The 21,162-nt window shown below is 67.9% G+C and carries 23 protein-coding genes and 1 pseudogene; 17 read left to right on the forward strand and 7 right to left on the reverse strand.

Annotated features, from left to right (window positions below; all coding sequences use genetic code 11):
• Positions 1 to 5: 5 nt before the first annotated feature.
• The 8 genes from folB (at position 6) to ahpF (ending at position 7,902) form a co-directional block, all read left to right on the forward strand.
• A complete protein-coding gene (folB, locus tag AC1RRR_RS19015; protein ID WP_492815468.1) occupies positions 6 to 410 on the forward strand; it encodes a dihydroneopterin aldolase in 405 nt (134 codons plus the stop codon).
• A 2-nt stretch (positions 411 to 412) separates the two neighbouring features.
• The gene (locus AC1RRR_RS19020; RefSeq protein ID WP_492815469.1) at positions 413 to 961 is read left to right on the forward strand and encodes a hypothetical protein; all 549 of its coding nucleotides are present in this window, start codon (positions 413 to 415) and stop codon (positions 959 to 961) included.
• A 91-nt stretch (positions 962 to 1,052) separates the two neighbouring features.
• Entirely contained in the window at positions 1,053 to 1,424 is a 372-nt protein-coding gene (locus tag AC1RRR_RS19025) for a DUF4870 family protein (protein WP_492815470.1), read from the forward strand.
• Positions 1,425 to 1,427: 3 nt separating this feature from the next.
• The gene (locus AC1RRR_RS19030) at positions 1,428 to 1,829 is read left to right on the forward strand and encodes a DUF4870 family protein (RefSeq protein WP_492815471.1); all 402 of its coding nucleotides are present in this window, start codon (positions 1,428 to 1,430) and stop codon (positions 1,827 to 1,829) included.
• Positions 1,830 to 1,983: 154 nt separating this feature from the next.
• Entirely contained in the window at positions 1,984 to 2,973 is a 990-nt protein-coding gene (locus tag AC1RRR_RS19035; protein WP_492815472.1) for a tetratricopeptide repeat protein, read from the forward strand.
• Positions 2,974 to 3,198: 225 nt separating this feature from the next.
• A complete protein-coding gene (locus AC1RRR_RS19040) occupies positions 3,199 to 5,328 on the forward strand; it encodes a TonB-dependent receptor domain-containing protein (RefSeq protein ID WP_492815473.1) in 2,130 nt (709 codons plus the stop codon).
• A gap of 290 nt (positions 5,329 to 5,618) precedes the next feature.
• Positions 5,619 to 6,182 carry an alkyl hydroperoxide reductase subunit C gene (gene ahpC / locus AC1RRR_RS19045; protein ID WP_492815474.1) on the forward strand — a complete coding sequence of 188 codons (564 nt, stop codon included), beginning with the start codon at positions 5,619 to 5,621 and terminating at the stop codon, positions 6,180 to 6,182.
• 133 nt (positions 6,183 to 6,315) lie between these two features.
• A complete protein-coding gene (gene ahpF, locus AC1RRR_RS19050) occupies positions 6,316 to 7,902 on the forward strand; it encodes an alkyl hydroperoxide reductase subunit F (RefSeq protein ID WP_492815475.1) in 1,587 nt (528 codons plus the stop codon).
• Between the two features lie 10 nt (positions 7,903 to 7,912).
• Here ahpF and AC1RRR_RS19055 read toward each other — a convergent pair whose 3' ends face one another.
• Complete coding sequence (locus AC1RRR_RS19055) at positions 7,913 to 8,797, reverse strand: hypothetical protein (protein WP_492815476.1); 885 nt, start codon at positions 8,795 to 8,797, stop codon at positions 7,913 to 7,915.
• A 144-nt stretch (positions 8,798 to 8,941) separates the two neighbouring features.
• Here AC1RRR_RS19055 and AC1RRR_RS19060 point away from each other — a divergent pair.
• The 3 genes and pseudogenes from AC1RRR_RS19060 to AC1RRR_RS19070 all read left to right on the forward strand — a co-directional run.
• Positions 8,942 to 10,057 (forward strand): annotated as a pseudogene (locus AC1RRR_RS19060) (phosphatidylinositol-specific phospholipase C1-like protein); the annotation flags it as partial.
• Between the two features lie 288 nt (positions 10,058 to 10,345).
• On the forward strand, positions 10,346 to 10,723 hold the full coding sequence (locus AC1RRR_RS19065; RefSeq protein ID WP_492816564.1) for a phosphatase PAP2 family protein: 378 nt from the start codon (positions 10,346 to 10,348) through the stop codon (positions 10,721 to 10,723).
• 136 nt (positions 10,724 to 10,859) lie between these two features.
• Complete coding sequence (locus AC1RRR_RS19070; RefSeq protein WP_492815477.1) at positions 10,860 to 11,573, forward strand: hypothetical protein; 714 nt, start codon at positions 10,860 to 10,862, stop codon at positions 11,571 to 11,573.
• Between the two features lie 222 nt (positions 11,574 to 11,795).
• On the opposite strand, the gene AC1RRR_RS19075 is transcribed toward AC1RRR_RS19070, so the two are convergent.
• Positions 11,796 to 12,686 (reverse strand): branched-chain amino acid aminotransferase, encoded by an 891-nt coding sequence (locus tag AC1RRR_RS19075; RefSeq protein WP_492815478.1) that lies wholly within the window; start codon positions 12,684 to 12,686, stop codon positions 11,796 to 11,798.
• A gap of 80 nt (positions 12,687 to 12,766) precedes the next feature.
• Between AC1RRR_RS19075 and AC1RRR_RS19080 the strand changes: the two genes are divergently transcribed.
• From AC1RRR_RS19080 to AC1RRR_RS19090, 3 genes are read left to right on the forward strand one after another with little or no spacing between them, the layout of a single operon-like run.
• Positions 12,767 to 13,273, forward strand: coding sequence for a MarR family winged helix-turn-helix transcriptional regulator (locus tag AC1RRR_RS19080; RefSeq protein WP_492815479.1), 507 nt, complete (start codon positions 12,767 to 12,769; stop codon positions 13,271 to 13,273).
• Positions 13,270 to 13,971: a response regulator gene (locus AC1RRR_RS19085; protein ID WP_492815480.1), complete on the forward strand. Its 702-nt coding sequence runs from the start codon at positions 13,270 to 13,272 to the stop codon at positions 13,969 to 13,971. The genes AC1RRR_RS19080 and AC1RRR_RS19085 overlap by 4 nt, the downstream gene beginning before the upstream one ends.
• Positions 13,971 to 15,311, forward strand: a complete 1,341-nt coding sequence (locus AC1RRR_RS19090; RefSeq protein WP_492815481.1) for an ATP-binding protein — start codon at positions 13,971 to 13,973, stop codon at positions 15,309 to 15,311. The genes AC1RRR_RS19085 and AC1RRR_RS19090 overlap by 1 nt, the downstream gene beginning before the upstream one ends.
• Here AC1RRR_RS19090 and AC1RRR_RS19095 read toward each other — a convergent pair.
• The 5 genes from AC1RRR_RS19095 to AC1RRR_RS19115 all read right to left on the reverse strand — a co-directional run bounded on the left by AC1RRR_RS19095 (position 15,308) and on the right by AC1RRR_RS19115 (position 18,148).
• Positions 15,308 to 15,697, reverse strand: coding sequence for a VOC family protein (locus AC1RRR_RS19095; protein ID WP_492815482.1), 390 nt, complete (start codon positions 15,695 to 15,697; stop codon positions 15,308 to 15,310). The two genes, AC1RRR_RS19090 and AC1RRR_RS19095, sit on opposite strands and share 4 nt — an antisense overlap.
• Positions 15,694 to 16,233 (reverse strand): TetR family transcriptional regulator, encoded by a 540-nt coding sequence (locus AC1RRR_RS19100; RefSeq protein WP_492815483.1) that lies wholly within the window; start codon positions 16,231 to 16,233, stop codon positions 15,694 to 15,696. The genes AC1RRR_RS19095 and AC1RRR_RS19100 overlap by 4 nt, the downstream gene beginning before the upstream one ends.
• Positions 16,234 to 16,394: 161 nt before the next feature.
• Positions 16,395 to 17,177 (reverse strand): pyrroline-5-carboxylate reductase, encoded by a 783-nt coding sequence (gene proC / locus AC1RRR_RS19105; protein ID WP_492815484.1) that lies wholly within the window; start codon positions 17,175 to 17,177, stop codon positions 16,395 to 16,397.
• Between the two features lie 74 nt (positions 17,178 to 17,251).
• Positions 17,252 to 17,758: a type III secretion system chaperone family protein gene (locus tag AC1RRR_RS19110; protein WP_223392991.1), complete on the reverse strand. Its 507-nt coding sequence runs from the start codon at positions 17,756 to 17,758 to the stop codon at positions 17,252 to 17,254.
• 132 nt (positions 17,759 to 17,890) lie between these two features.
• Positions 17,891 to 18,148, reverse strand: coding sequence for an accessory factor UbiK family protein (locus AC1RRR_RS19115; protein ID WP_454717979.1), 258 nt, complete (start codon positions 18,146 to 18,148; stop codon positions 17,891 to 17,893).
• Between the two features lie 116 nt (positions 18,149 to 18,264).
• On the opposite strand from AC1RRR_RS19115, the gene lgt reads away from it, so the two are divergent.
• From lgt to pgeF, 3 genes are read left to right on the forward strand one after another with little or no spacing between them, the layout of a single operon-like run.
• Positions 18,265 to 19,167 carry a prolipoprotein diacylglyceryl transferase gene (gene lgt, locus AC1RRR_RS19120; RefSeq protein WP_492815485.1) on the forward strand — a complete coding sequence of 301 codons (903 nt, stop codon included), beginning with the start codon at positions 18,265 to 18,267 and terminating at the stop codon, positions 19,165 to 19,167.
• Complete coding sequence (locus AC1RRR_RS19125) at positions 19,154 to 20,326, forward strand: class I SAM-dependent methyltransferase (protein WP_492815486.1); 1,173 nt, start codon at positions 19,154 to 19,156, stop codon at positions 20,324 to 20,326. The genes lgt and AC1RRR_RS19125 overlap by 14 nt, the downstream gene beginning before the upstream one ends.
• Positions 20,323 to 21,114, forward strand: coding sequence for a peptidoglycan editing factor PgeF (gene pgeF / locus AC1RRR_RS19130; RefSeq protein ID WP_492815487.1), 792 nt, complete (start codon positions 20,323 to 20,325; stop codon positions 21,112 to 21,114). The genes AC1RRR_RS19125 and pgeF overlap by 4 nt, the downstream gene beginning before the upstream one ends.
• Positions 21,115 to 21,162: the final 48 nt, after the last annotated feature.

Consider the following 21,162-nt stretch of genomic DNA (forward strand, 5'->3'; position numbering starts at 1 on the left):
CACGCTTGGCCGCTTCGCCCCTCGCCGAAAACACCGCGCCACAGGACCTGGCCCGCGTGATCGTCACCAAGGTCTTCGTGCGCGGTCTCAAGGTCGACGCCGGCATCGGCGTCTACGACCACGAGTACGGCCGCACCCAGACCCTGATCGTCGATGTCGAGCTGGACGTGGCCGCCAGCCACTTCGAGCGCCTGGGCGACACCGTCAACTACGAGCGCATCGGCGAGGCCGCTCGCGCCATCGCCGCCGAAGGCCATGTCGGCCTGGTCGAGACCTTCGCCGAGCGCCTGGCCCAGGCCTGCTTCTTCGACCCCCGCGTCACCCGCGCCCGGGTGCGGATCGAAAAGCCCGAGGCCCTGGCCCCGCACGCGGCCGCCGCCGGCGTCGAGATCACCGCCGTCCGGAGCTAAACTTGGAAGTCTCGCACAGCGCCCGGCTCGCCCCCTTCCAGCCCGAAACGGTCTGGACCCTGGACGCCGGCACGCTGACCGAGACGCGCGGCAAGATCGTCCGCCAGTTTCCGCTGTCGACCCTGACCCGCTACCGCTTGGCCGCCGATCGCGAGGGCCGCCGCCGCAGCCTGCTGATCACCTTCGGTCGCCGGCGGCTGATCATCACCTCGCAGAGCTATGTCGGCCCCGGCCGGTTCGAGGACCGGCTGGCCAGCTTCTCGACCCTGGCCCGCGCCCTGGCCGCCGTCGGGGCGGACCTGTCGCCCCGCGCCCGGTTCGGCACGGCCGGGTTCCAGGTGCGCGAGGCCTTCACCTGGGTGATCGGCCTGCTGGCCTTCGGGGCGGCGGCGATGCTGATGTTCTCGCTAACCGCCGGCATGGCCGCCGTCGGCATCGAGATGGCCGCGCGGATGGGCTTTGTCCTGATCCTGCTGCTGGCCGCCCTGCCCTGGCTGAACCGCGGCGCGGCCTTCGACCCGCACGACCCGCCGACGGACCTGCTGCCGTAAGGGGGCGGTTCTTGGGTTACGCCACCTTCATTTGCATCGCACCGCCAACCGCGCGACCATTGAGCCAACGACGTTCTCTTAGGCTCAAACCTTGTCCGACCCCGTTTCAGAACCCGCCGTGCCGCCCCGGCTGCAGGACGACAAGACCCTGCCCGGCGTGGTCTACGCCCTGCACATCGCCGGCGCGCCGACTGGCGGCCTCACCTGCCTGATCGGGGCGATCATCGCCTATATCAGCCGCAAGGACGCGCCCGAGTGGCTGGCCAGCCACTACGAATTCCAGATCCGCACCTTCTGGCTGGCTCTGGCGTTCAGCGTGGTCAGCATCATCCTGACGCCGGTCGGCATCGGCATGGTGGCGCTGGTCGCCACGGGCGTCTGGCTGGTGGTGCGCGGCGTCGTCGGCCTGTCGGTCCTGCTCAAGGGCCAACCCTATCCCACTCCCAAGAACTGGATGCTCTAAGCCATGACCGACACGACCGTCATCGCCCCCCGCGCGGAAGAGGACAAGATCCTGCCCGCCGTGGTCTACGGCCTGTATCTGCTGGGCTTCACCAACGGCCTGACCTTCATCATCGGCCTGATCGTCGCCTATGCGAACCGCGACGGCGCCGGACCGATCAACGAGAGCCACTACACTTTCGCCATCCGCACCTTCTGGCTGTCGATCGCCTGGTTCCTGATCGGCGGCGCGCTGATCCTGTTCGGCATCCCGATGCTGATCGTGCTGGTCGGCCTGCCGATGATCATCGCCGGCGGCCTCATTCTGGGCGCGGTCGGCCTGTGGTTCGTGGTCCGCTGCATCATGGGCATCTATTATCTGGTCCGTGGCGAGGGCTATCCGCGTCCTCGCGCATGGCTGATTTAGAGGCGCCGTCCGCGCCAGGCGCCTACCAACGGGTCAGCGTCGCCGCTAGCTTCCCCTGCCGGTTGAGACGGCTCGACGGGGATAGGGTGGTACGCTGACTTGTGCGCCCTGGCGGTGGGACGCCCTTTTTCTGGGTGACGTTCGGGGGGACGTGATGCTGGCGCGACTGGTTGGGATCATCTTGGGGGTGCTCCTGGCGACATCGGGATACGTGGTGGCGGGCTGGGGCTCGCTGGGGACATGGGCCACGTCTCTCGATCTCGGACCGTTCGAGCCGCATCGCCCCACAGCCGGTGCGGCGGCGGCGATCGTGGGCGGAGGGCTCATCATCGCCGCCCTGCTACCCCGCCGTAAGCGCAAGAAGAAACCCGCGCCGATGGCGTTCGGGATGGAGCTGGAGCCGGCGGCCGTGCAGGCCCAGCCCGTGAGCGCGCCGCCCGTCCACACGCCAGCCCCTGCTCCGCAGCCTCAACCCGTCACGCCGCCGGTCATGCCGGTCGCCGCCCCGGCGCCGCAGCCTGAACCGCAAGCGCCGCCGCCTCCGCCCAAGCCCGAGACCTTCGCCCAGATGCGCGCGCGCCTGGTCGCGCTCAGCCACGACGGCTCGTGGGCCGAGGCCGCCCGTATCCTGCAGTCGATGAAGCGCGTCGCCCACACCGACGAGGAGCTGGCCGTCGTCTATCGCGACCTGGGCGACTTCGCGCGCGGCCAGGGCCAGGCCGACGACGCCGCCGAGGCCTATGAGACCTCGGTCTCCTACGCCCGCACGGTGCGCCAGGCCCGTCCGAACGACGACAGCGCCGAACTGCTGGCCGGCGCGCTCTCGGGCGTCGGCGACGCGGCGGAAGCCGAAGGCCGCCTGGACGCCGCCCTCTCGGCCTTCGAGGAGGCGCTCGCCCTGCGCCGTTCGCGCGGCGGCCGCGAAGCCGGCGACACCCAGGCCCAGCGCGCCCTGTCGGTGAACCTGGAACGCCTGGCGGACCTCCGCGAAGACCGCGGCCACCGCATGCGGGCCCTGGACCTCTACCGCGAAAGCTACGACATCGCCGGCCGCCTCGCCGCCGCCGACCCGGCGCGGTTTGGCCCCGACCTGGCCGCCACGCGGGCGCGGCTGAACGAGCTTGAAGCGAAGATCCAAGGGTGATGTCCCGCTCCCCTTGCGGGAGAGGGTGGCCTGCGAAGCTGGTCCATTGCGGACATCCGAACCAAGCCGGTTCGAGCAGGACGCATCTGCTTTGAGACCTTGCGACCGTGCGTCCTGAACCTTCGCGGAAAATACAGCAGCCCGCCGCCACCCAAGCTTGACAGCGCCTCAGCCGCCACCCCTAGGTTGCTCGGCTTTTTACAGCCTTCAGGGTGAGATGCGGCGATGAGAGTTTTGCTTGGCCAGTTGGGCCTCGCCGTTATTTTTGCCGCTCAACCCGTCCTAGCCCAAGCCCCCGCGTCGCCCGCGCCAGCCAACAAGATCGACGGAGTCGTCATCTCCGCGCCCTCGCAAGCGGGCGTGCAGACCCGGATCGATCGCCGGAGTTACAGCCTCTCCGACGACCTACAGGCCAAGACGAGTTCGATCGGCGATGCGCTGGGCAATCTGCCGTCGGTCGAGGTCGATCCGGAGGGGAACCTTTCGCTGCGCGGCGATCCCAACGTCACCATCTTGGTCGATGGCAAGCCCTCGGGCCTGTTCAAGGGCGCGGGTCGCGCCGCCGCCTTGCAGCAGTTACCCGCCGACCGATACGCGCGGGTGGAGATCATCACCAACCCGTCGGCCGCCTTCGACGCCAACGGCTCGGGCGGGGTTATCAACCTGATCAGCAAGAAGGCCAAGGGGGCCGGAATCACCGGCTCGCTGCAGGCCAATGTCGGCGACCAGGGCCTGGCGAACGGCGCGGGCAACGTCGGCTACAACGCCAGCAAGCTGTCGCTGAACGGTGACCTTTCCGTCCGGCGAAACATCCTCAAGAAAAGGACCCGCGAGCACCGTGACCTGTCTGGCGATGTCGAGAGCGACGGCGTCTATCAGGGGCGCACATCCGCCTATTTCGGCAACCTCCATCTGTCGGCGCAATACGAGGCCGGCGAGCGCACGCAGCTTTCCGCCGACGCCCACCACCTGCGGCTCGACTGGGTCACCCATGAGGCGGACGCCTTCGACATCCGCGCCCCGGGACGCGAGACCTCGTCCACGCGCGTCGGCCGCAAGACCTATCGGGTCTATGACGACGAGATCGAGACTCAGCTGGTGCGCAAGTTCGCCGGCGAGGATCACGACCTGACGCTGGACCTTGATCACAGCGCGACAATCAACAAGGACCGCCAACCCTACGCCTACCTGAGCGGCGCACCGGCGTCGGGCGCCTATCAGGCCATAGACTTCGACCAGCACCAGACCCTGACGCGGCTTTCCGCCGACTACCGCAAACCCTTGCCGAAGGACGCCAAGTTGACGGCCGGCGCCCAGGTCGAAGACGACGGCTATCTCTACGAGAACGGCGGCGCGCGCGGAGCCGACGCGGCGACGGCTCGTCCGGACCCCAGCCTGACGAACCGCTTCCACTACGGCCAGGTGGTCTCCGCGGCCTATGCGACGCTGGAGCGGCCGTTCGGCAAGCTGACCGCACTGATAGGACTGCGCGTGGAGAGCGCGCGCATCAAGACCGAGCAGCTGACCCTGGGCGGGACGCATCGCGACACCGACACCCGCGCCTTTCCGTCACTGCACCTCAGCTACGCCCTCGACGATCAGCGCCAGTTGAAGGGGTCCTACACACAACGCATCGAGCGGCCCGATCCCGACGATCTGAACCCGTTCCCCAACACCGCCGGCGCGCTGACGGTCACGGCCGGCAACCCGGCCCTGAAGCCGGAGGAAACCCTTGGCGTCGAGGCTTCCTACGAGTATCGCGACGGCCCGGCCTATCATCTGGCGACGGTGTTCTACCGGGACATCCGCGATACGGTCACCGACATCGTCACGCCGCTGAACGCCGGGACCTTGCTGTCGACCAAGCAGAACCTGGGCCGCAAGCGCAACGTCGGTCTGGAGCTATCGGTGGGAGGGCGACTGACCTCCAGGCTCACCTACACCGCCAGCACGACGGCGACCTATTCCGAGATCGACGCCGAAGGCTTGACCGGCGCGAAGAGCCGTTCGGCGCTGTTGGTCGGTGGCAAGGGTTCGCTGAACTGCCAGATCACCTCCGCCGATCTTTTCCAGCTGAACGCCCAGCTCCGCGCCAAGCGCCTGACGCCGCAAGGCTACGCGCCGGCCAGCAGCACGCTGAACCTGGGCTTTCGCCACAAGATCGACGAACGCCTGTCGCTGGTCGCCACTGCGCGCGACGTGCTCAACACCAGCCAGGCCCGGGAATACGTCACCCAGCCTGGCCTGAGACAGAGCGTGGACTACGACAACAATTCGCGCCGTTTCACGCTGGGTCTAAGCTACGCCTTCGGTGGCAAGTCGAAGAAGCCGTCCAACTTCGATTACGGCGGCTGACCTAGGCGACATGGCTCTCCCCCAACGGGGGGAGGAGCGCTCATCCGCCTCCACGGCCAAGCTTTCCCACAAGTTTTTATGACCGCGCCTTACGCACGACCCGCCCAAAAACCGTACTCGACATTCGATAATTCATCATCCGACCAACCCGGCCGGCCGTCAAACCCCGGACCCATCTCGCTTTTGCGAGATTGATAGATCCACTCTATCGTCAGAACTAGTTTTATCAATTTGATTAATCTGAAACCCGTTCGCTACAAGGGCGCATCGTTTTTCAACCGGAGCGTCTCATGTCGCTGATCAACACCGAGATCAAACCCTTCACCGCCACCTCGTACAAGGAAGGCAAGTTCGTCGACGTCAGCGACGCCGACCTGAAGGGCAAGTGGTCGGTGGTCTTCTTCTACCCGGCCGACTTCACCTTCGTCTGCCCGACGGAGCTGGAAGACCTGGCTGACAACTACGACGTCTTCACCCGCCTGGGCGTCGAGATCTACGCCGTGTCGACCGACACGCACTTCTCGCACAAGGCCTGGCACGACAGCTCGCCGGCCATCGGCAAGATCAAGTACCACATGGTCGGCGACCCCTCGGGCACGATCACCAACAACTTCGAAGTGATGCGTCCGGGCGTCGGCCTGGCCGACCGCGGCACCTTCCTGATCGACCCGGAAGGCGTGATCCAGTTCACGGAAACCACCGCCGAAGGCATCGGCCGCAACGCCATCGAACTGCTGCGCAAGATCAAGGCCGCCCAGTACGTGGCTTCGCACCCGGGCGAAGTCTGCCCGGCGAAGTGGGAAGAGGGTGAAAAGACCCTGGCCCCGTCGCTCGACCTGGTCGGCAAGATCTAAGACTACGGACTACCGCGCAGGCCGCCCGCTGGACGGGCGGCCGCGCAACCCTCTGATCGTACGCCGCGTTCGATCCTCCCCCCGAAAATCGAACGCCTACCTTTCCTCCCCCTCAGCTTTTTGGGAGCGCCTCATGCTGGACGCTGGTCTGAAGACTCAACTGACTGCCTATCTGCAGAACCTGCGCCAGCCGATCGAACTGGTCGCCTCCCTGGCCGATGACGCGGGGTCCAAGGAGATGCTGGCGCTGCTGGAAGACGTCGCGTCGACGTCGGACAAGGTCAGCCTGAACCTGGCCGGCGACAATGCGCGCAAGCCGTCGTTCGCCATCACCCGCGCCGCTGGGGACGCCGATGTGCGCTTCGCGGGCCTGCCGCTGGGCCACGAATTCACCTCGCTGGTGCTGGCCCTGCTGCACGTCGGCGGCCACCCGCCGCGCATCGACGCCGAGGTCATCGAGCGGATCAAGGCGCTGGACGGCGACTACCGCTTCGAGACCTATTTCTCGCAGTCCTGCCAGAACTGCCCCGACGTGGTGCAGGCGCTGAACACCATGAGCGCCCTGAACCCGCGCATCACCCACGTCGCCATCGACGGCGCCCTGTTCAAGGCCGAGGTCGAGGAACGCCAGGTCATGGCCGTGCCGACCATCCTGTTGAACGGCGCGCCGTTCGGCCAGGGCCGCATGGACGTCGAGCAGATCCTGGCCAAGCTGGACACCGGCGCCGCCGATCGCATGGCCGAGAAGATCAAGACCAAGGACGCCTTCGAGGTTCTGGTCATCGGCGGCGGTCCGGCCGGCGCGGCCGCGGCGATCTACGCCGCCCGCAAGGGGATCCGGACTGGGGTCGCGGCCGAACGTTTCGGCGGCCAGGTGCTGGACACCATGGCCATCGAGAACTTCATCTCGGTCACGCATACCGAGGGTCCTAAGCTGGCCACGGCGCTGGAGCAGCACGTCAAGGAATACGACGTCGACGTGATGAACCTGCAGAAGGCCGTCGGTCTGGTGCCGGCCAAGGCGCCGGGCGGCCTGCACGAGATCAAGCTGGAGAACGGCGCGTCCCTGAAGGCTCGCACCGTCATCCTGTCGACCGGCGCCCGCTGGCGGAACGTCAACGTCCCCGGTGAAGCCGAGTACCGCAACAAGGGCGTGGCCTACTGCCCGCACTGCGATGGCCCGCTGTTCAAGGGCAAGCGCGTGGCGGTGATCGGCGGCGGCAACAGCGGCGTCGAGGCGGCCATCGACCTGGCCGGCATCGTCGCCCACGTGACGCTGATCGAGTTCGACAGCCAGCTGCGCGCCGACGCCGTCCTGCAACGCAAGCTGGCCAGCCTGCCCAACGTCAAGATCGTCACCTCGGCCATGACCACCGAGATCCACGGCGAGAACGGCAAGGTGTCGGGCCTGAGCTACAAGGACCGCAACCACGACAGCGTCCACCGCGTCGACCTGGAAGGCGTGTTCGTGCAGATCGGCCTGGTCCCCAACACCGAGTGGCTGAAGGACTCGGGCGTGGCGCTGAGCAACCGTGGCGAGATCGAGGTCGACTATCGCGGCGAGACGTCGATCCCCGGCGTCTTCGGCGCGGGCGACGCGACCACCACGCCGTACAAGCAGATCATCATCGCCATGGGCGAAGGCTCCAAGGCCTCGCTGTCGGCTTTCGACTATCTCATTCGCCAGGTGCCGGCGAACGAGGAGCAGGAGGCGGCGTAAGGCCTCTCGGTCAGGCCTCTTCCCGTTCGATCATCGGCGGGAAGAGGTCGGCCAGGGCCTCGACGATCTCGACGCCGAAGGTCTCGCCATTGATCGACGCCAACCATTTGCCGGTGCGGAGGTCGTGGAGCGCGTACGACGACGTCTCGATATCCTCACCCTTGGTCGCGATGTGCTCGCGCGGAACCGTCCACCGGAGACGACCGAAGCGATAGTAGGCCAGGCTGTCGTTCGTGAGCTCCAGGCGCTCGCCAAAATGGACGGCGGGCCCGGCCACCGTGATCAGGCCGACAAAGCCTGCAATACCCCAACGCGCCCATGGATCGCGGTCCCAGGTCAGCCAGACCGTGAGAGCGACCATGAACACGCCCCCCAGGCTCGCCTTGATCCAGGCCGGCTTCTTCGCGTGATAGACCCCTGGCGCGAGGGTCGAACGCGCCGCTGGCGGAATATTCGACTGTCTTTCCAGCCACGCCAGCCACCGCTGCCAGCCGCGCCGTTTTCGCGGGTCGCGGAGGAAGCCCAAGACCTCGCGAGCGTCGGCGATCTGGTCTTCGATCTGGGCCGGGGAAAGCCGCGCCATGCGCCGCGGCGCCTCCGGCGTCGCGCGCTTGCGCCTGAAGGGCAAGGACAAGAACGATAAGGCCAGGTTGAAAGCCAGGAGGCCAAGGACAAGGGCGATGATCCCGCCGCAGAACAGCAGACCCTTGAAGGCCCATCGCCCCCAGGCGTAGTCCCCGAACGGCGCCTGGCTGAGGATCAGCAGAAGTCCGACCACGCCCACCGGCCAGGCCAGCAGCCAGAACCACGCTCGCGTATAGACGCCCGCGATCTCCCACCCGGTGCGGTGATCCGGCGGAAACGGCGGCTGTTCGTCGTCTTCGGTCGGCTTCATGCTCGCCCAAGCTCTACCCTGGGAGGCAGAAACCCAAGAACCCCGCCGCGATCAAGCCGAGTCGCCTGCCCCGCGATCCGCGCCTGACGTCAAAGCTTCACAAAGCGCCGATAACTGCGACGCTCTGGTTCCCGGAGTTCGCCCATGCTGCCCCTGCTCGCCGCCCTCGCGGTCGCCGCCACGCCCTGCCCCGCCGGCGACGAGAGCGCGCCTTGCGTCCGCGCCCGCATGGACGCCCTGGGCATGAACGACCTGATGGCCGTGGGCACGCACAATTCCTACAAGCTGCTGCCGCCCGCCGACGAGATGGCGGCCATGGTCGCCGCGAAGGGCCAGCCGGCCCTGGGCATCGACTACGGCCACCGTCCGCTGGCCGAGCAGCTGAACGCCGGCGCCCGCCAGCTGGAGATCGACATCGTCGCCGACCCCGAGGGCGGCCGCTACGCCAAGCCCCTGACGGTGTTCGGACGCGGCACGGTAATGACCCCCGAGGTCGCCGCCGCCATGGCCAAGCCGGGCTTCAAGACCATCCACATGCCCGACGTCGACTTCCGCAGCTCGTGCGTGACCTTCGTGGCCTGCTTGAAGGAGGTCCGCGCCTGGTCGGACACCCACCGCGACCACGCGCCGATCCTGATCATGATGAACGCCAAGGAAGGCGCGGCGACCATCCCCGGCGGCGTGGTCCCGCTGGTCTTCACCGAAAAGCTCTATGACGACCTGGACGCCGAGATCCGCTCGGTGTTCGGCGACGACCGCCTGATCACCCCCGACCAGGTGCAGGGCAAGGCCAAGACCCTGCGCGAGGGCGTCCTGGCCGGCGGCTGGCCCAAGCTGGGCGCGGCGCGCGGCAAGGTGTTCTTCGCCCTCGACGAGTCCCCTGAGAAGGTCGCGATCTATCGCGGCAAGCGCGCCTCGCTGGAAGGCCGGGCGGTGTTCATCAACACCGATGAGGCCTCGCCCGCCGCCGCCTACCTGACCCTGAACGACCCGATCGGCCAGAAGGACCGCATCGCCGCCGCCGTGAAGGCCGGCTTCATCGTCCGCACCCGCGCCGACGCCGACACCTGGGCCGCGCGGACCAATGACGTCCGCCAGCGCACCGCCGCCCTGACCAGCGGCGCGCAGTATGTCTCGACCGACTACATGTGGGCCGATCCGCGCCTGCCGGGCGGCTACACGGTGCGCCTGGCCGGCGGCGATGTGGCGGTCTGCAACCCCGTCCGCGCCGCCAAGGCCTGCAACGGCCTGGCGATCGAGGCCCTGCCCGGCGCGCCGGCGCGCGGCTACCTGCAACCCGCCGCCCGTCCGGACCTGACCAAGATCCTGCCGCAGCCGCCCGAGCCCGGCTCGCCCCGCGCCCTGGCCGACGCGGCGATCTTCGACCAGACCCGCTCCCTGAAGGACACCCCGCGCTGGAAGCAGGCGACCGACGACGTCACCGGCACGGCATTGCACCACTTCGAAGCGGCCTTGGGCGTGACCCTGACCCCCGCCAACGCCCCGATCCTCAACGCCCTCTTGGAACGCGCCGGCGACGACCGCTCAGTGGTCGGCCTGGCCAAGACCCACTGGGGCACGCAGCGGCCTTATGTGGGCAAGGACGCCGCCCCGGTCTGCGAGCCCAAGCGCCCCGACCTGACGGCCAATCCCGACTATCCGTCGGGCCACTCGGCCTTTGGCGAGCACGTGGCCATGATCCTGGCCGAGGTCGTCCCCGCGCGCGCCGACGCCCTCTATGCCCGCGGCCGCGACTACGCTCAGAGCCGCTGGATCTGCGGCAGCCACACCGTCAGCGCCACCGAGGCCGGGGTGATGTCCGGCGCGGTGATCTATGGCGCCGAGCACGCCTCGGAAGCGTTCGAACGCGACATCGCCATGGCGCGGGCCGAGGTGGCGGCGGCCATGGCGGCGGCGGGGAAATAACCCTCTCATAGAGAGAGGGGCCCATTGCGGACGTTTGATCGGAGGCTAGGGACAGCAATAAGCGTCACCGTTGCTCGCAAGCTCCAGCTCGCTGTATGGTCGTGCTTTTGACGCTGCATTCGTCAAAGGAGATCGCGTGGCGTACCCTGTCATCAGCGCTGAGATGCACCGAGTATTTCGCATTCGCTATTCGGGAGGAACAGGGACGGCGTTCCTTCACCGCGCGAGCGGCGGCGTTTGTCTAGTCACCGCGGCTCACGTAGTGAGGGGTGCCAAGGTTGGCGACAATGTCTACATCCAAAACAACGGAGGCTGGAGTCAGCTCAAAATATCCGAGATCAAGCTGCACGACACAATGGACGTTTGTGCGTTCGTCGCAGAGAATTTCTCCGTGAGTGACGACCTTCCACTTCCGGAACAATCTCAAATGCCGATCGGCGGAGAGCTTTTGTTTCTGGGCTTCCCTCACGACCTAGTAAACACTTATCCGGGCGAATATCCGACACCACTTGCGCGAGGCGCATTGTTTAGCGGCGTTATTAGCGGACCCGCTGGATCAATCGCGATTCTTGACGGCTTTAATAATCCAGGTTTCTCGGGTGCCCCCGTATACGGGAGGGGGGCACACGGAGGTGCCGCGCTATTCGGCGTGATATCGGGCTACCGGCAGGAGCGGCCAAGTCACGGTAAAATATTCCGCCGACTGCCCGACGGCACTGAAGAGGAGTTACCGGATCTATACACGAAGCCGAACAGCGGCATGATTCAGTGTATAAATGTTTTTGCGTTAAACGAAGTAACCGACCAACTCACAACCTTTGTGCCTTTTGGCTCCCCCTCCAAACCATAGGGCCTGCTTGCAGCTGAGGGTGGACTGCACAGTCACGGCTCAGCGAAAGGCGAGCGGGCGTCAATTAGCTGAACCGGCTTGGTTGAAAGCGCCGCTTAGCTGGACTGAAGGTCTGAAGTTTCCTCTGAGCTTTTTTCTGCCTTCCCCGTGGCGGACAGACGAAAAACGCCGCCCGGGTCTCCCCGGGCGGCGTCATCATTTCTAGCGACGGACGCTTGCGCCCTAGGCCGGCTGCAGTTCCTCGTTCCGCACCAGGGCGGCATAGGTGTCCATCAGGTCCAGCGACAGCTTGCCGGGCGTGAACTTGAACTCGCCGATCTCCGAGACCGGGGTCACCTCGGCGGCGGTGCCGACGATGAAGCACTCGGTGAAGGTCGAGAGCTCTTCCTTCTGGATGTGGCGCTCGATGACCTCGACGCCCTTGCCCTTGGCGATGTCGATCACCGTGCGGCGGGTGATGCCGTCCAGGAAGCAGTCCGGCTTGGGCGTGTGCAGCGCGCCGTCCTTGACGAAAAACACATTCGCGCCCGTGGCTTCCGCCACATAGCCGCGATAGTCCAGCATCATCGCGTCGGCGTAACCGTCCTTCTCGGCGGCGTGCTTGGAGATGGTGCAGATCATGTAGAGGCCGGCGGCCTTGGCCGCGACCGGAGCGGTCTTGGGGTCCGGACGCTGGTACTTGGCCCAGGTCAGGCGGATGCCCTTGGCCTTGGTGGCCGGATCGAAGTAGCTGGGCCAGTCCCACACGGCGATGGCGACGTGGATCTTGGTCTGTTGCGCCGAAACACCGATCATTTCGCTGCCGCGCCAGGCGATCGGACGAACATAACAATCTGTGAGATTGTTCTTGGCCGCCGTCGCCTTGCAGGCCTCGTCGATCTCGGCCACGCTATAAGGGATCTTGAAATCGAGGATCTCTGCGGACTTGAACAGGCGTTCGGTATGCTCGGTCAGCTTGAAAATCTCGCCGCCGTACATGCGCTCGCCCTCGAAGACCGACGAAGCGTAGTGAAGGCCATGGGTCAAAATATGCACCTTCGCGTCGCGCCAGGGTACAAATTGCCCGTCCAGCCAGATCCAGCCGTCACGATCGTCGAAGGGAACCAGAGACATCGGCCCAAGACCTCCTTATGGGAAACCCGGCCCTTAGACGCCCCGAGGGCCAACGCGTCAAATAAAATGGACTCTTGGTGATGATAGCCCCGCTACAGCCCGGTTCGGACGATCCCCGTCTGATCCTCCGCGAGGAGGAACTGGATGGCGGGCTGGAACTGATCCTGCTAGCCGAAGCCGCCCTGTGGGCCGCCGTCGACGCGGCGCTGGAGAGCGAGACCCTGGGGCTGGGTCGCTCGCACTGGCGCGCGGCCTTCCTGCTGCGCCGCCGGCCGGGCATCGGGGTGCAGGACCTGTCCAAGCTGACCAGCCTGTCGAAACAAGCGGCCAGCCGCACCCTGGCCGACCTGCAGAAGGCCGGCCTGGTCGAGCGCGGCTCGGGCGACCTGGATGGCCGCCGCCGCCCCGCGACCCTGACCCCCGAAGGCGTGGCCTTCGAACAGCGTACGGCCGAGCGCCTGCGGGCGCTGCTGGCGCGGGCCTATCGCACCGGCGGGCTGGACGGCGTGGCGGGCGCGCGGCGGATCCTGGCCGCCCTCGCCGGTCCCCGCCAGGGCATCGGCGCCCCGCGACGGACGACTCCATGACTCCGGAAGAGCGCCGCGAGCGCCACATCCTGGTGGTCGACGACGACGATCGCCTGCGCAAGCTGATCAAGGAATTCCTCAGCCGGGCCGGCTTCCGGGTCACCGCCGCCGCCGACGCGGCCGGGGCCGACCGCCTGTTCGGCGCGCTGGACTTCGACCTGATGGTGCTGGACGTGATGATGCCGGGCGAGGACGGCTACGCCTTCACCAAACGCCTGCGGTCCAAGGGCGGCGAGAGCGGCCGCACGCCGATCCTGATGCTGACCGCCCGCGACCAGACCGCCGACCGCATCGAGGGCCTGTCCAGCGGCGTTGACGACTATCTGGGCAAGCCGTTCGAGCCGCAGGAACTGCTGCTGCGCATCGAGGCCATCCTGCGCCGCTCGCAGGCCCGGCCCACCGGCAGCAAGGCGCTGAGCCTGGGCAACTGCGCCTTCGACAGCGACCGCGGCGAGCTGACCTGCGACGGCGAGGCCGTGCGCCTGACCGAGGCCGAGGTGACGCTGCTGCGCCGCCTGGCCCGCTCGGCCCACGAGCCGGTCGACCGCCTGGAACTGGCCCGCGACACCGCCGACGCCACCGGCCGCGCCGTCGACGTCCAGGTCACCCGCCTGCGCCGCAAGATCGAGCCCGACCCGAAGAACCCGCGCTATCTCCAGACCGTGCGGGGGGTTGGGTATCGGTTGGCGCCGGATTGATGCCGCTCAGCGCCCGCTTCAACATCCCTCGACCGCTCAAGCGCCTGCTGCCCACCACCCTGTTCGGGCGCAGCCTGCTGATCATCATCCTGCCGGTGGCGGTGATGCAGATCGCCGTGACCTGGGCGTTCTTCGACGCCCACTGGCAGGCGGTGACCTCGCGCCTGTCCGAGGGCCTGGCCGGCGACATCGCCTGGGCCGTGCAGTCCTATGAGGACGATCCAAGTCCCGCCGCCGTCGACAAGCTGGCCAAGCGGGCCGAGGACTCGATGTCGCTGTCCCTGGCCTTCCAGCCGGGCAAGAAGCTGCCGACCGGCCACCGGCCCTCGCTGTTCGCGGCCCTGGACCGCTCGCTGGACCGGGCGCTGGAGGACCGGCTCGACAACCCGTTCTGGTTCGATACCACCCGCTACACGGCCTATATCGACATCCGCGTGCAGGTGCCGGGGGGCGTGCTGCAGATCTACGCCCTGCGCGACCGGGCCTATGCCACCCAGGGCCACATCTTCATCCTGTGGATGGTGGTGGCGACCATGCTGCTGACGGCGATCGCCATCCTGTTCATCCGCAACCAGGTGCGGGCCATCGAGCGCCTGGCCGACGCCGCCGACGCCTTCGGCCGGGGCGAGGACCCCGACTTCAAGCCGCATGGCGCGCGCGAGGTGCGAAAAGCCGCCTACGCCTTCATCGCCATGAAGGCCCGTATCGTCCGCCACATCGAGCAGCGCACCGCCCTCTTGGCCAGCGTCAGCCACGACCTGCGCACGCCCCTGACCCGGCTGAAGCTGGAAATGGCCATGTCCGAGCCCAGCGAGCAGCTGGAGGCCATGAAGGGCGACCTCTCCGAAATGGAGCACATGATCGACGAGTACCTGGCCTTCGCCCGCGGCGAGGGCGGGGAGGACGCGCGGGTCGTGGACCTGTCGGAACTGGTCGAGGGGGTGGTCGCCGACGCCGAGCGAGGCGGGGCGATGATCGAGACCGAGATCACCCGGGGGCTGGAGGCGCGGCTGCGGCCGCTGGCCTTCCGCCGGGCGCTGGCCAACCTGATCGACAACGGCGTGGCCCATGCGGATCGGGTGAAGGTCACGGCCACGGCGCGGCTCACCGGCGGCGTCGAGATCGCCGTCGACGATGACGGGCCGGGGATCCCCGAGGACAAGTACGAAGAGGCCTTCAAGCCATTCTCGCGCCTGGACGAAAGCCGGAACCAGAACGAGAAGGGCGTGGGCTTGGGGTTGGCCATCGCGCGGGACATGGCGCGAGGGCTGGGCGGCGACCTGGTGCTGTCGCGGTCGATGATGGGGGGCTTGCGGGCCCTGATCCGGCTGCCGGGCTAGCCCCGCTCCTCCCAGCCGAAGTCGTAGAACACCCGCAGGTGGTTTCCGTCCGGATCCTGGGCGAAGAACTCGTAGAGCTTCCAGGGCTGGGCCTGCGGCGGCTCGGCGACCAGCGCCCCGGCCGCGGCCCAGCGGGCGTGGATGGCGTCGACTTCGGCGCGATCGTTGGCGTTCAGCCACAGCATGATCGGCCCGCGCGCGCCCAGCGGTTCACGATAAGCCGCGTCGGCCATGAAGATGCGGCTGTCGCCCTGCGAGAGACCGGCCAGGCCGAGCTCGGCCTCGGACCAGTCGACCGTGAAGCCCAGCTTGTCGCGCCAATAGGCGACGCCCTCGGCGAGGTTGGCGACGGGGACTTCGGGGCAGGCGACGGGGAAGTGACTCATGCGTAACCCGCGCCGATCTGCTTCAGACGGTCGGCCATGTGCTTAAGTCGTTTGTCCAGCTCGGCCATGGTGCGGTTCAGGGCGCCTTCGTCATCGCGCCAGACCTGGACGACGCGGGCCCAGACGGCGGTCATGGCGATGAGACGCGGCGGGGTGGCGGGGACGCCGGCGGCTTCCAGAATGGCGCGGGCGATGCGGGGGAAGCGGGCGGCCGAGGCCAACGGGCCTTCGGCCCCGGCGATGGCCAGCAGGGCGGCGCGGTGGGGCTCCATGGCTTCCAGGCGGGCCATGGCGGCGTCGAACAGGCGGTCGTGGGGTTCGGAGTTTTCCGGATAGTCGACGGCCAGGGCGGCGTGGTCGAAGCGGGCGGAGAGGTGGGCCAGGACGGCGGGCTTGCTGGTCGCGGCCGCGTACAGGTCCGGGAACGGGAGGTCGGCCTTGGCGGCGATGTCTCGGAGGGTGACGGCGGGCCAGGCCTTGTCGGCGGCGAGGGCCAGGGCGGCGTCGGCGGCGCGGTCTAGGGTTTCGGCGGTCATGGATGGAGAAATGGGGGTAGGAAGGCTGACTCAGCAAGACCCCCCACCTGACCTCGCTACGCGAGGTCTGTCCGCCCCCAAAGGGGTGGCGGAGGAAGACCACCGCCCTCTCCTCCCCCTTTTGGGGGAGGGGGACCGCCGTAGGCGGTGGAGGGGTCAGCTCAGCCGCCCAGTTCTTTCGAGCGGTTGACCGCCGCGTCCAACGCCTTGGGCAGCAGGTCGCCGAACCCGCCCTCGCCCATCAGCACGCTCAGCGCCGCCGCCGTGGTGCCGCCCGGCGAGGTCACCTGCTTGCGCAACTCGGCTGGCTCCTCGCCGCCGCGCGCCATCAGGGCCGCCGCGCCGATGATCGTGGCGCGGGCGAGCTTGGCGCTGTCTTCAGCGTTCAGGCCTTGAGCCGCGCCAGCCGCCTCGAGCGCCTCCACGAACGCATAAAGATAAGCCGGCGCCGAACCCGACACGGCCGTCGCCGCGTGCATCAGGTCTTCGCTGGGCAGGTCGACCACGGTCGCCACCGGCGCGAACAACGCGTGAGCCGCCGCGCGAGCATCCGCATCCTCGGCGAAGATGCTCGCCGTGCCCCGACCGATCGCCACCGCCGTGGTCGGCATCACCCGCGCCACGCGACGACCACCAAAGGCCTCGGAAATATCCGCCGCCCGCACCCCGGCGGCAATCGACACCACCACCGCGTCCGCCGCCAGGTGCGGGACCACGTCCTTGACCGCCTCGCGCCAGATCTGCGGCTTCACGGCCAGCAGCACGGTCTTGGCCGCGCCCAGCGCCTCCAGCGCCGGATTGACTGCCGCGCCCTCGAACGCAGCGGCGTCGACGTTCGGATCCCGGATGATCAGGTCGGCGGCCGAGAAGGCGCCGGCGTCGCGCCAGCCTTCGGCCAGAGCCCCGCCCATGCGTCCAGCGCCGAGAAGAAGGATGGGGGTCATGGAAAAGGCTCCGACGATGTCTCGCCGGAGCCCTTAAGCTTCGAAACCGTCTCGGCCAAGGGCCAAGCGGCAGATCAGGCCTGGCCCACCGTCTCAAACATGCAGGCGGCCATGGCCTGGTCCGGGGTCTTGGCGCCCTGGAGCAGGAATTCGAAGGCCGGGAAGAAGCGGTCGGCGGCTTCCACCGCCGCGTCGATCATCGAGGCGGCCTGGGCCATGGTCGGACGCTCGCCGGCCGGCAGGGCCAGGGCGTGGCGGAACACGACTTCGCCATCCTCGGTCCAGACCTCGAAGTGGCCCAGCCAGACGCGCTGGTTGATGAGGGCCAGCAGCTCATAGGCGTTGGCGCGTTTAGACTTCGGCGCGCGCAGGTCCAGCGACAGGCACAGCTGCAGGCAGTCGGCCTCGGGCCGCCAGGCGAACCACAGCTCGTAGTCCTTCCAGTCGCCCTTCAGCGCGAACGCCAGGTCACCGTCTTCGGTGCGATCAAAGGTGAGATTTTCGGCCGACAGCACATGTTCGACCACCTCGAGGGGATCGAGAGCCATCAGGACGTCGTCGTCTTCCGGTTGGGTGTCCATGAAAAACCTACGTCCCCGCCCGCGACGGCGGGGGTTGCCCTCGCCATGAATCGCTCACGTACCAGGGGACACTAATCTGCTTCGTTGCGTTCGTCTCAACTCGCTTCACGTCGCGAGCGAGCGGTGATTCGGCTACTCGCCTGAACCCGCGGTTTTTTTGGCGGGCGCCTTCTTGGCCGCCTTCAGGCTGGCGACCTCTTCGCGCAGGGCGGCGACCTCGGCCTTCAGGGCCTCGAAATCGTCGCGACGGATCAGGTCGAACTCGGCCGCCAGACGGTCGGCCTGGGCCCGCATCGCGGTCTTCGCCTCCTCGCCGGCCGTCTGGGCGATGCCCATGGCCGCCTGGGTCAGTTTGGCGAATTCGTCGAGGAAGGGGTTCTGGCTGTGCATCGTGGTTCCGAGAGGCCCGAGGGTGGGCGACCGTCCTTATATGGGAAACGGTGGATGAAAGCGAAGACCCAAGGCTATAGGAGTGCGACCAACTGTCTCGCACGGAGCCTCGCCGCGTGCCTTTCCCCGATATCGACCCGATCGTTCACATCGGTCCCTGGGCGCTGCAATGGGGGCCGCTGGCCCTGCGCTGGTACGCCCTGGCCTATGTGGCGGGGATCCTGCTGGGCTGGCGCTTCGCCATCCGCATGACCCGCACGCCCAGCCTGTGGGGCGGTCGCACGCCGACGGCCACGGCGTTGCAGATCGACGACCTGGTGCTGTGGATCACGCTGGGCATCATCCTGGGCGGGCGGCTGGGCTACATCTTCTTCTACATGCTGTTGAACCAGGACCAGCGGATCTGGCTGGCGGCGCATCCGCTGGACGTCTTCAAGGTCTGGGAAGGCGGCATGTCGTTCCACGGCGGCTTCCTGGGCGTGTGCGCGGCGATCTGGTTCTTCGCCCGCCAGCAGAAGATCGACGTACTGAAGCTGGGCGACCTGATCGCGCCGGTCGCGCCGATCGGCATCTTCTTTGGCCGCATCGCCAACTTCATCAACGGCGAGCTGTGGGGCCGTCCGACCGACAGCCCGTTCGGCATGATCTTCTGCAACGCCACCATCCAGGCCAGCCACCCGCAGCACATCTGCCCGGCCGGCCCACTGCCGCGCCATCCCAGCCAGCTGTACGAAGCCGGGCTGGAAGGCCTGCTGCTGTTCGCGATCCTGGCCTTCGCCGTCTATCGCCTGAAGTGGCTGCAACGGCGCGGGGCGATCGTCGCGACCTTCCTGATCGCCTATGGCCTGTTCCGCCTGTCGCTGGAGAATGTCCGCAACCCCGACCTGGGCATGCCCGACTTCCCGCTGGGCCTGACCATGGGGATGCTGCTGTCGACCCCGATGATCCTGGTCGGCGGCTGGCTGATGTGGAAGGCGTTCAAGGAACCGGTGGTCGAAGAGGCCCATGAGCCTGCTTGATCGCCTGAAGGCGCAGATCGCCCAGGACGGGCCGATCGGCGTCCCCGAGTTCTTCACCCGCTGCCTGCACGACCCGCGCGACGGCTACTACGCCATGCGCCCTGATCTGGGGGCCGGCGGCGACTTCATCACCGCGCCGCTGGTCAGCCAGATGTTCGGCGAGCTGATCGGCCTGTGGGCCATCGAGACCTGGACGCGGATGGGCCGGCCGGCGCCGTTCCGCCTGATCGAGATGGGTCCGGGCGACGGCACGCTGATGAGCGACCTGCTGCGGGCGGGACGGCTGGAGCCTGACTTTCTCGCCGCCGCCGAGATGTGGCTGGTCGAGGTGTCGGCGCCGTTGCGGGCTCGGCAGGCGGCCAAGCTGGGCGATGCGCCCCGCTGGGTCGGCCGCCTGGACGAAGTGCCGGCCGGCGCGCCAATGATCCTGGTCGCCAACGAGCTTCTGGACTGCCTGCCCGCCCGCCAGTTCGTGCGGACCAGGGACGGCTGGGCCGAGCGGGTCATCGGGCTGGGCGAGGACGGCGCGTTGGCGTTCGGGCTTCGAAATCTAGGGAAGACCTCCCTCCCCCTTGATGGGGGAGGGGCAGGGGTGGGGGTGACTGCTGCGCACGATGAAGCGCGCCGCCGCCAAGCCGCCACCGCCGAAGTCACCCCCATCCCCAACCCTTCCCCCATCGAGGGGGAAGGGAGCATTGGCCAGATCTGGGAATCCTCCCCCGCCCAGGCGGCCCTCGCCTCCGACATCGCCCATCGCCTCGCGGCCGACGGCGGCGCGGCGTTGCTGATCGACTACGGCCGGGCCACGCCCGAGGCCGGCGATACGCTGCAGGCGATCCAGGGCCACCAGAAGGTCGATCCGCTGAAGACCGCCGGCCTGGCCGACCTGACCGTCTGGGCCGACTTCCCCGCCGTGGTCGCCGCCGCCCGTGAGACCGGCGCCAAGGCCGGCCCCGTCATCACGCAAGCCGAGTTCCTGACCGCCCTGGGCATCGAAGCCCGCGCCCAGGCGTTGGCTACGGCTCGCCCCGATCGCGCCGATCAGGTCGCAAGACAGCTTGATCGCCTGATCGGAGAGGCGCAGATGGGCGCTCTGTTCAAGGTCGCGTGCCTGACCGCGCCCGACCTTTCGCCCCCCCTCTTCGAGGACGCGACATGACCGTCAAGAAGCCCGACCTGCCGACCATCCAGTCGCCCCTGCTCTCCAGCCTGCCGGGGGTGAAGCACGCCTTCTTCACGCGCAAGGGCGGGACCTCGACGGGGATCTATGACAGCCTGAACGTCGGGCGGGGCAGCAAGGACGATCCGGCCGACGTGGTCGAGAACCGCGCCCGCGCCGCGCGCTGGTTCGGCGGCGATCCGGAAGACCTGAACACCTGCTACCAGATCCATTCGACCATCGCGATCAAGGCCGACGGCTCGTGGGGCGACGTCCGTCCCGAGGGTGACGCGGTGGTGACCAAGACGCCGGGCGTGATCTGCGGCGCCCTGGCCGCCGACTGCGCGCCGGTGCTGCTGGTCGATCCCGAGGCTCGCATCGTCGCCGCCGCCCACGCCGGCTGGCGTGGAGCGCTGGACGGCGTGGTGCAGGCCGCCGTCGACTGCATGGTCGAGCTGGGCGCCAAACCCGAGCGCATCACCGGCGTCGTCGGCCCCTGCATTGGTCCCAGGTCCTACGAGGTGGGCCTGGATTTCCTGCACCGCTTCGAGGCCGACTGCCCCGGCTCGGGCCGGTTCTTCAAGCCGGGCGTCGCCGAGGACAAGCGCTTCTTCGATCTGCCGTCGTTCGTGCTGGACCGCCTGAAGACCGCCGGCGTCGAGCGCCGCGAATGGGTCGGCCGCGACACGCGGGCGGAGGAAGAGTGGTTCTTCTCCAACCGCCGCGCCTTCCTGAACAACGAGGGCGACTACGGCCGCCTGCTGTCGGCGATCAGCCTGGAAGCCTAGGGAATCATGAGGCGCCGAAGCCACGCGGCCGATGCTCCGCGTACGGAA

Source organism: Caulobacter sp. GW821-FHT12D05 (genome assembly GCF_058807295.1).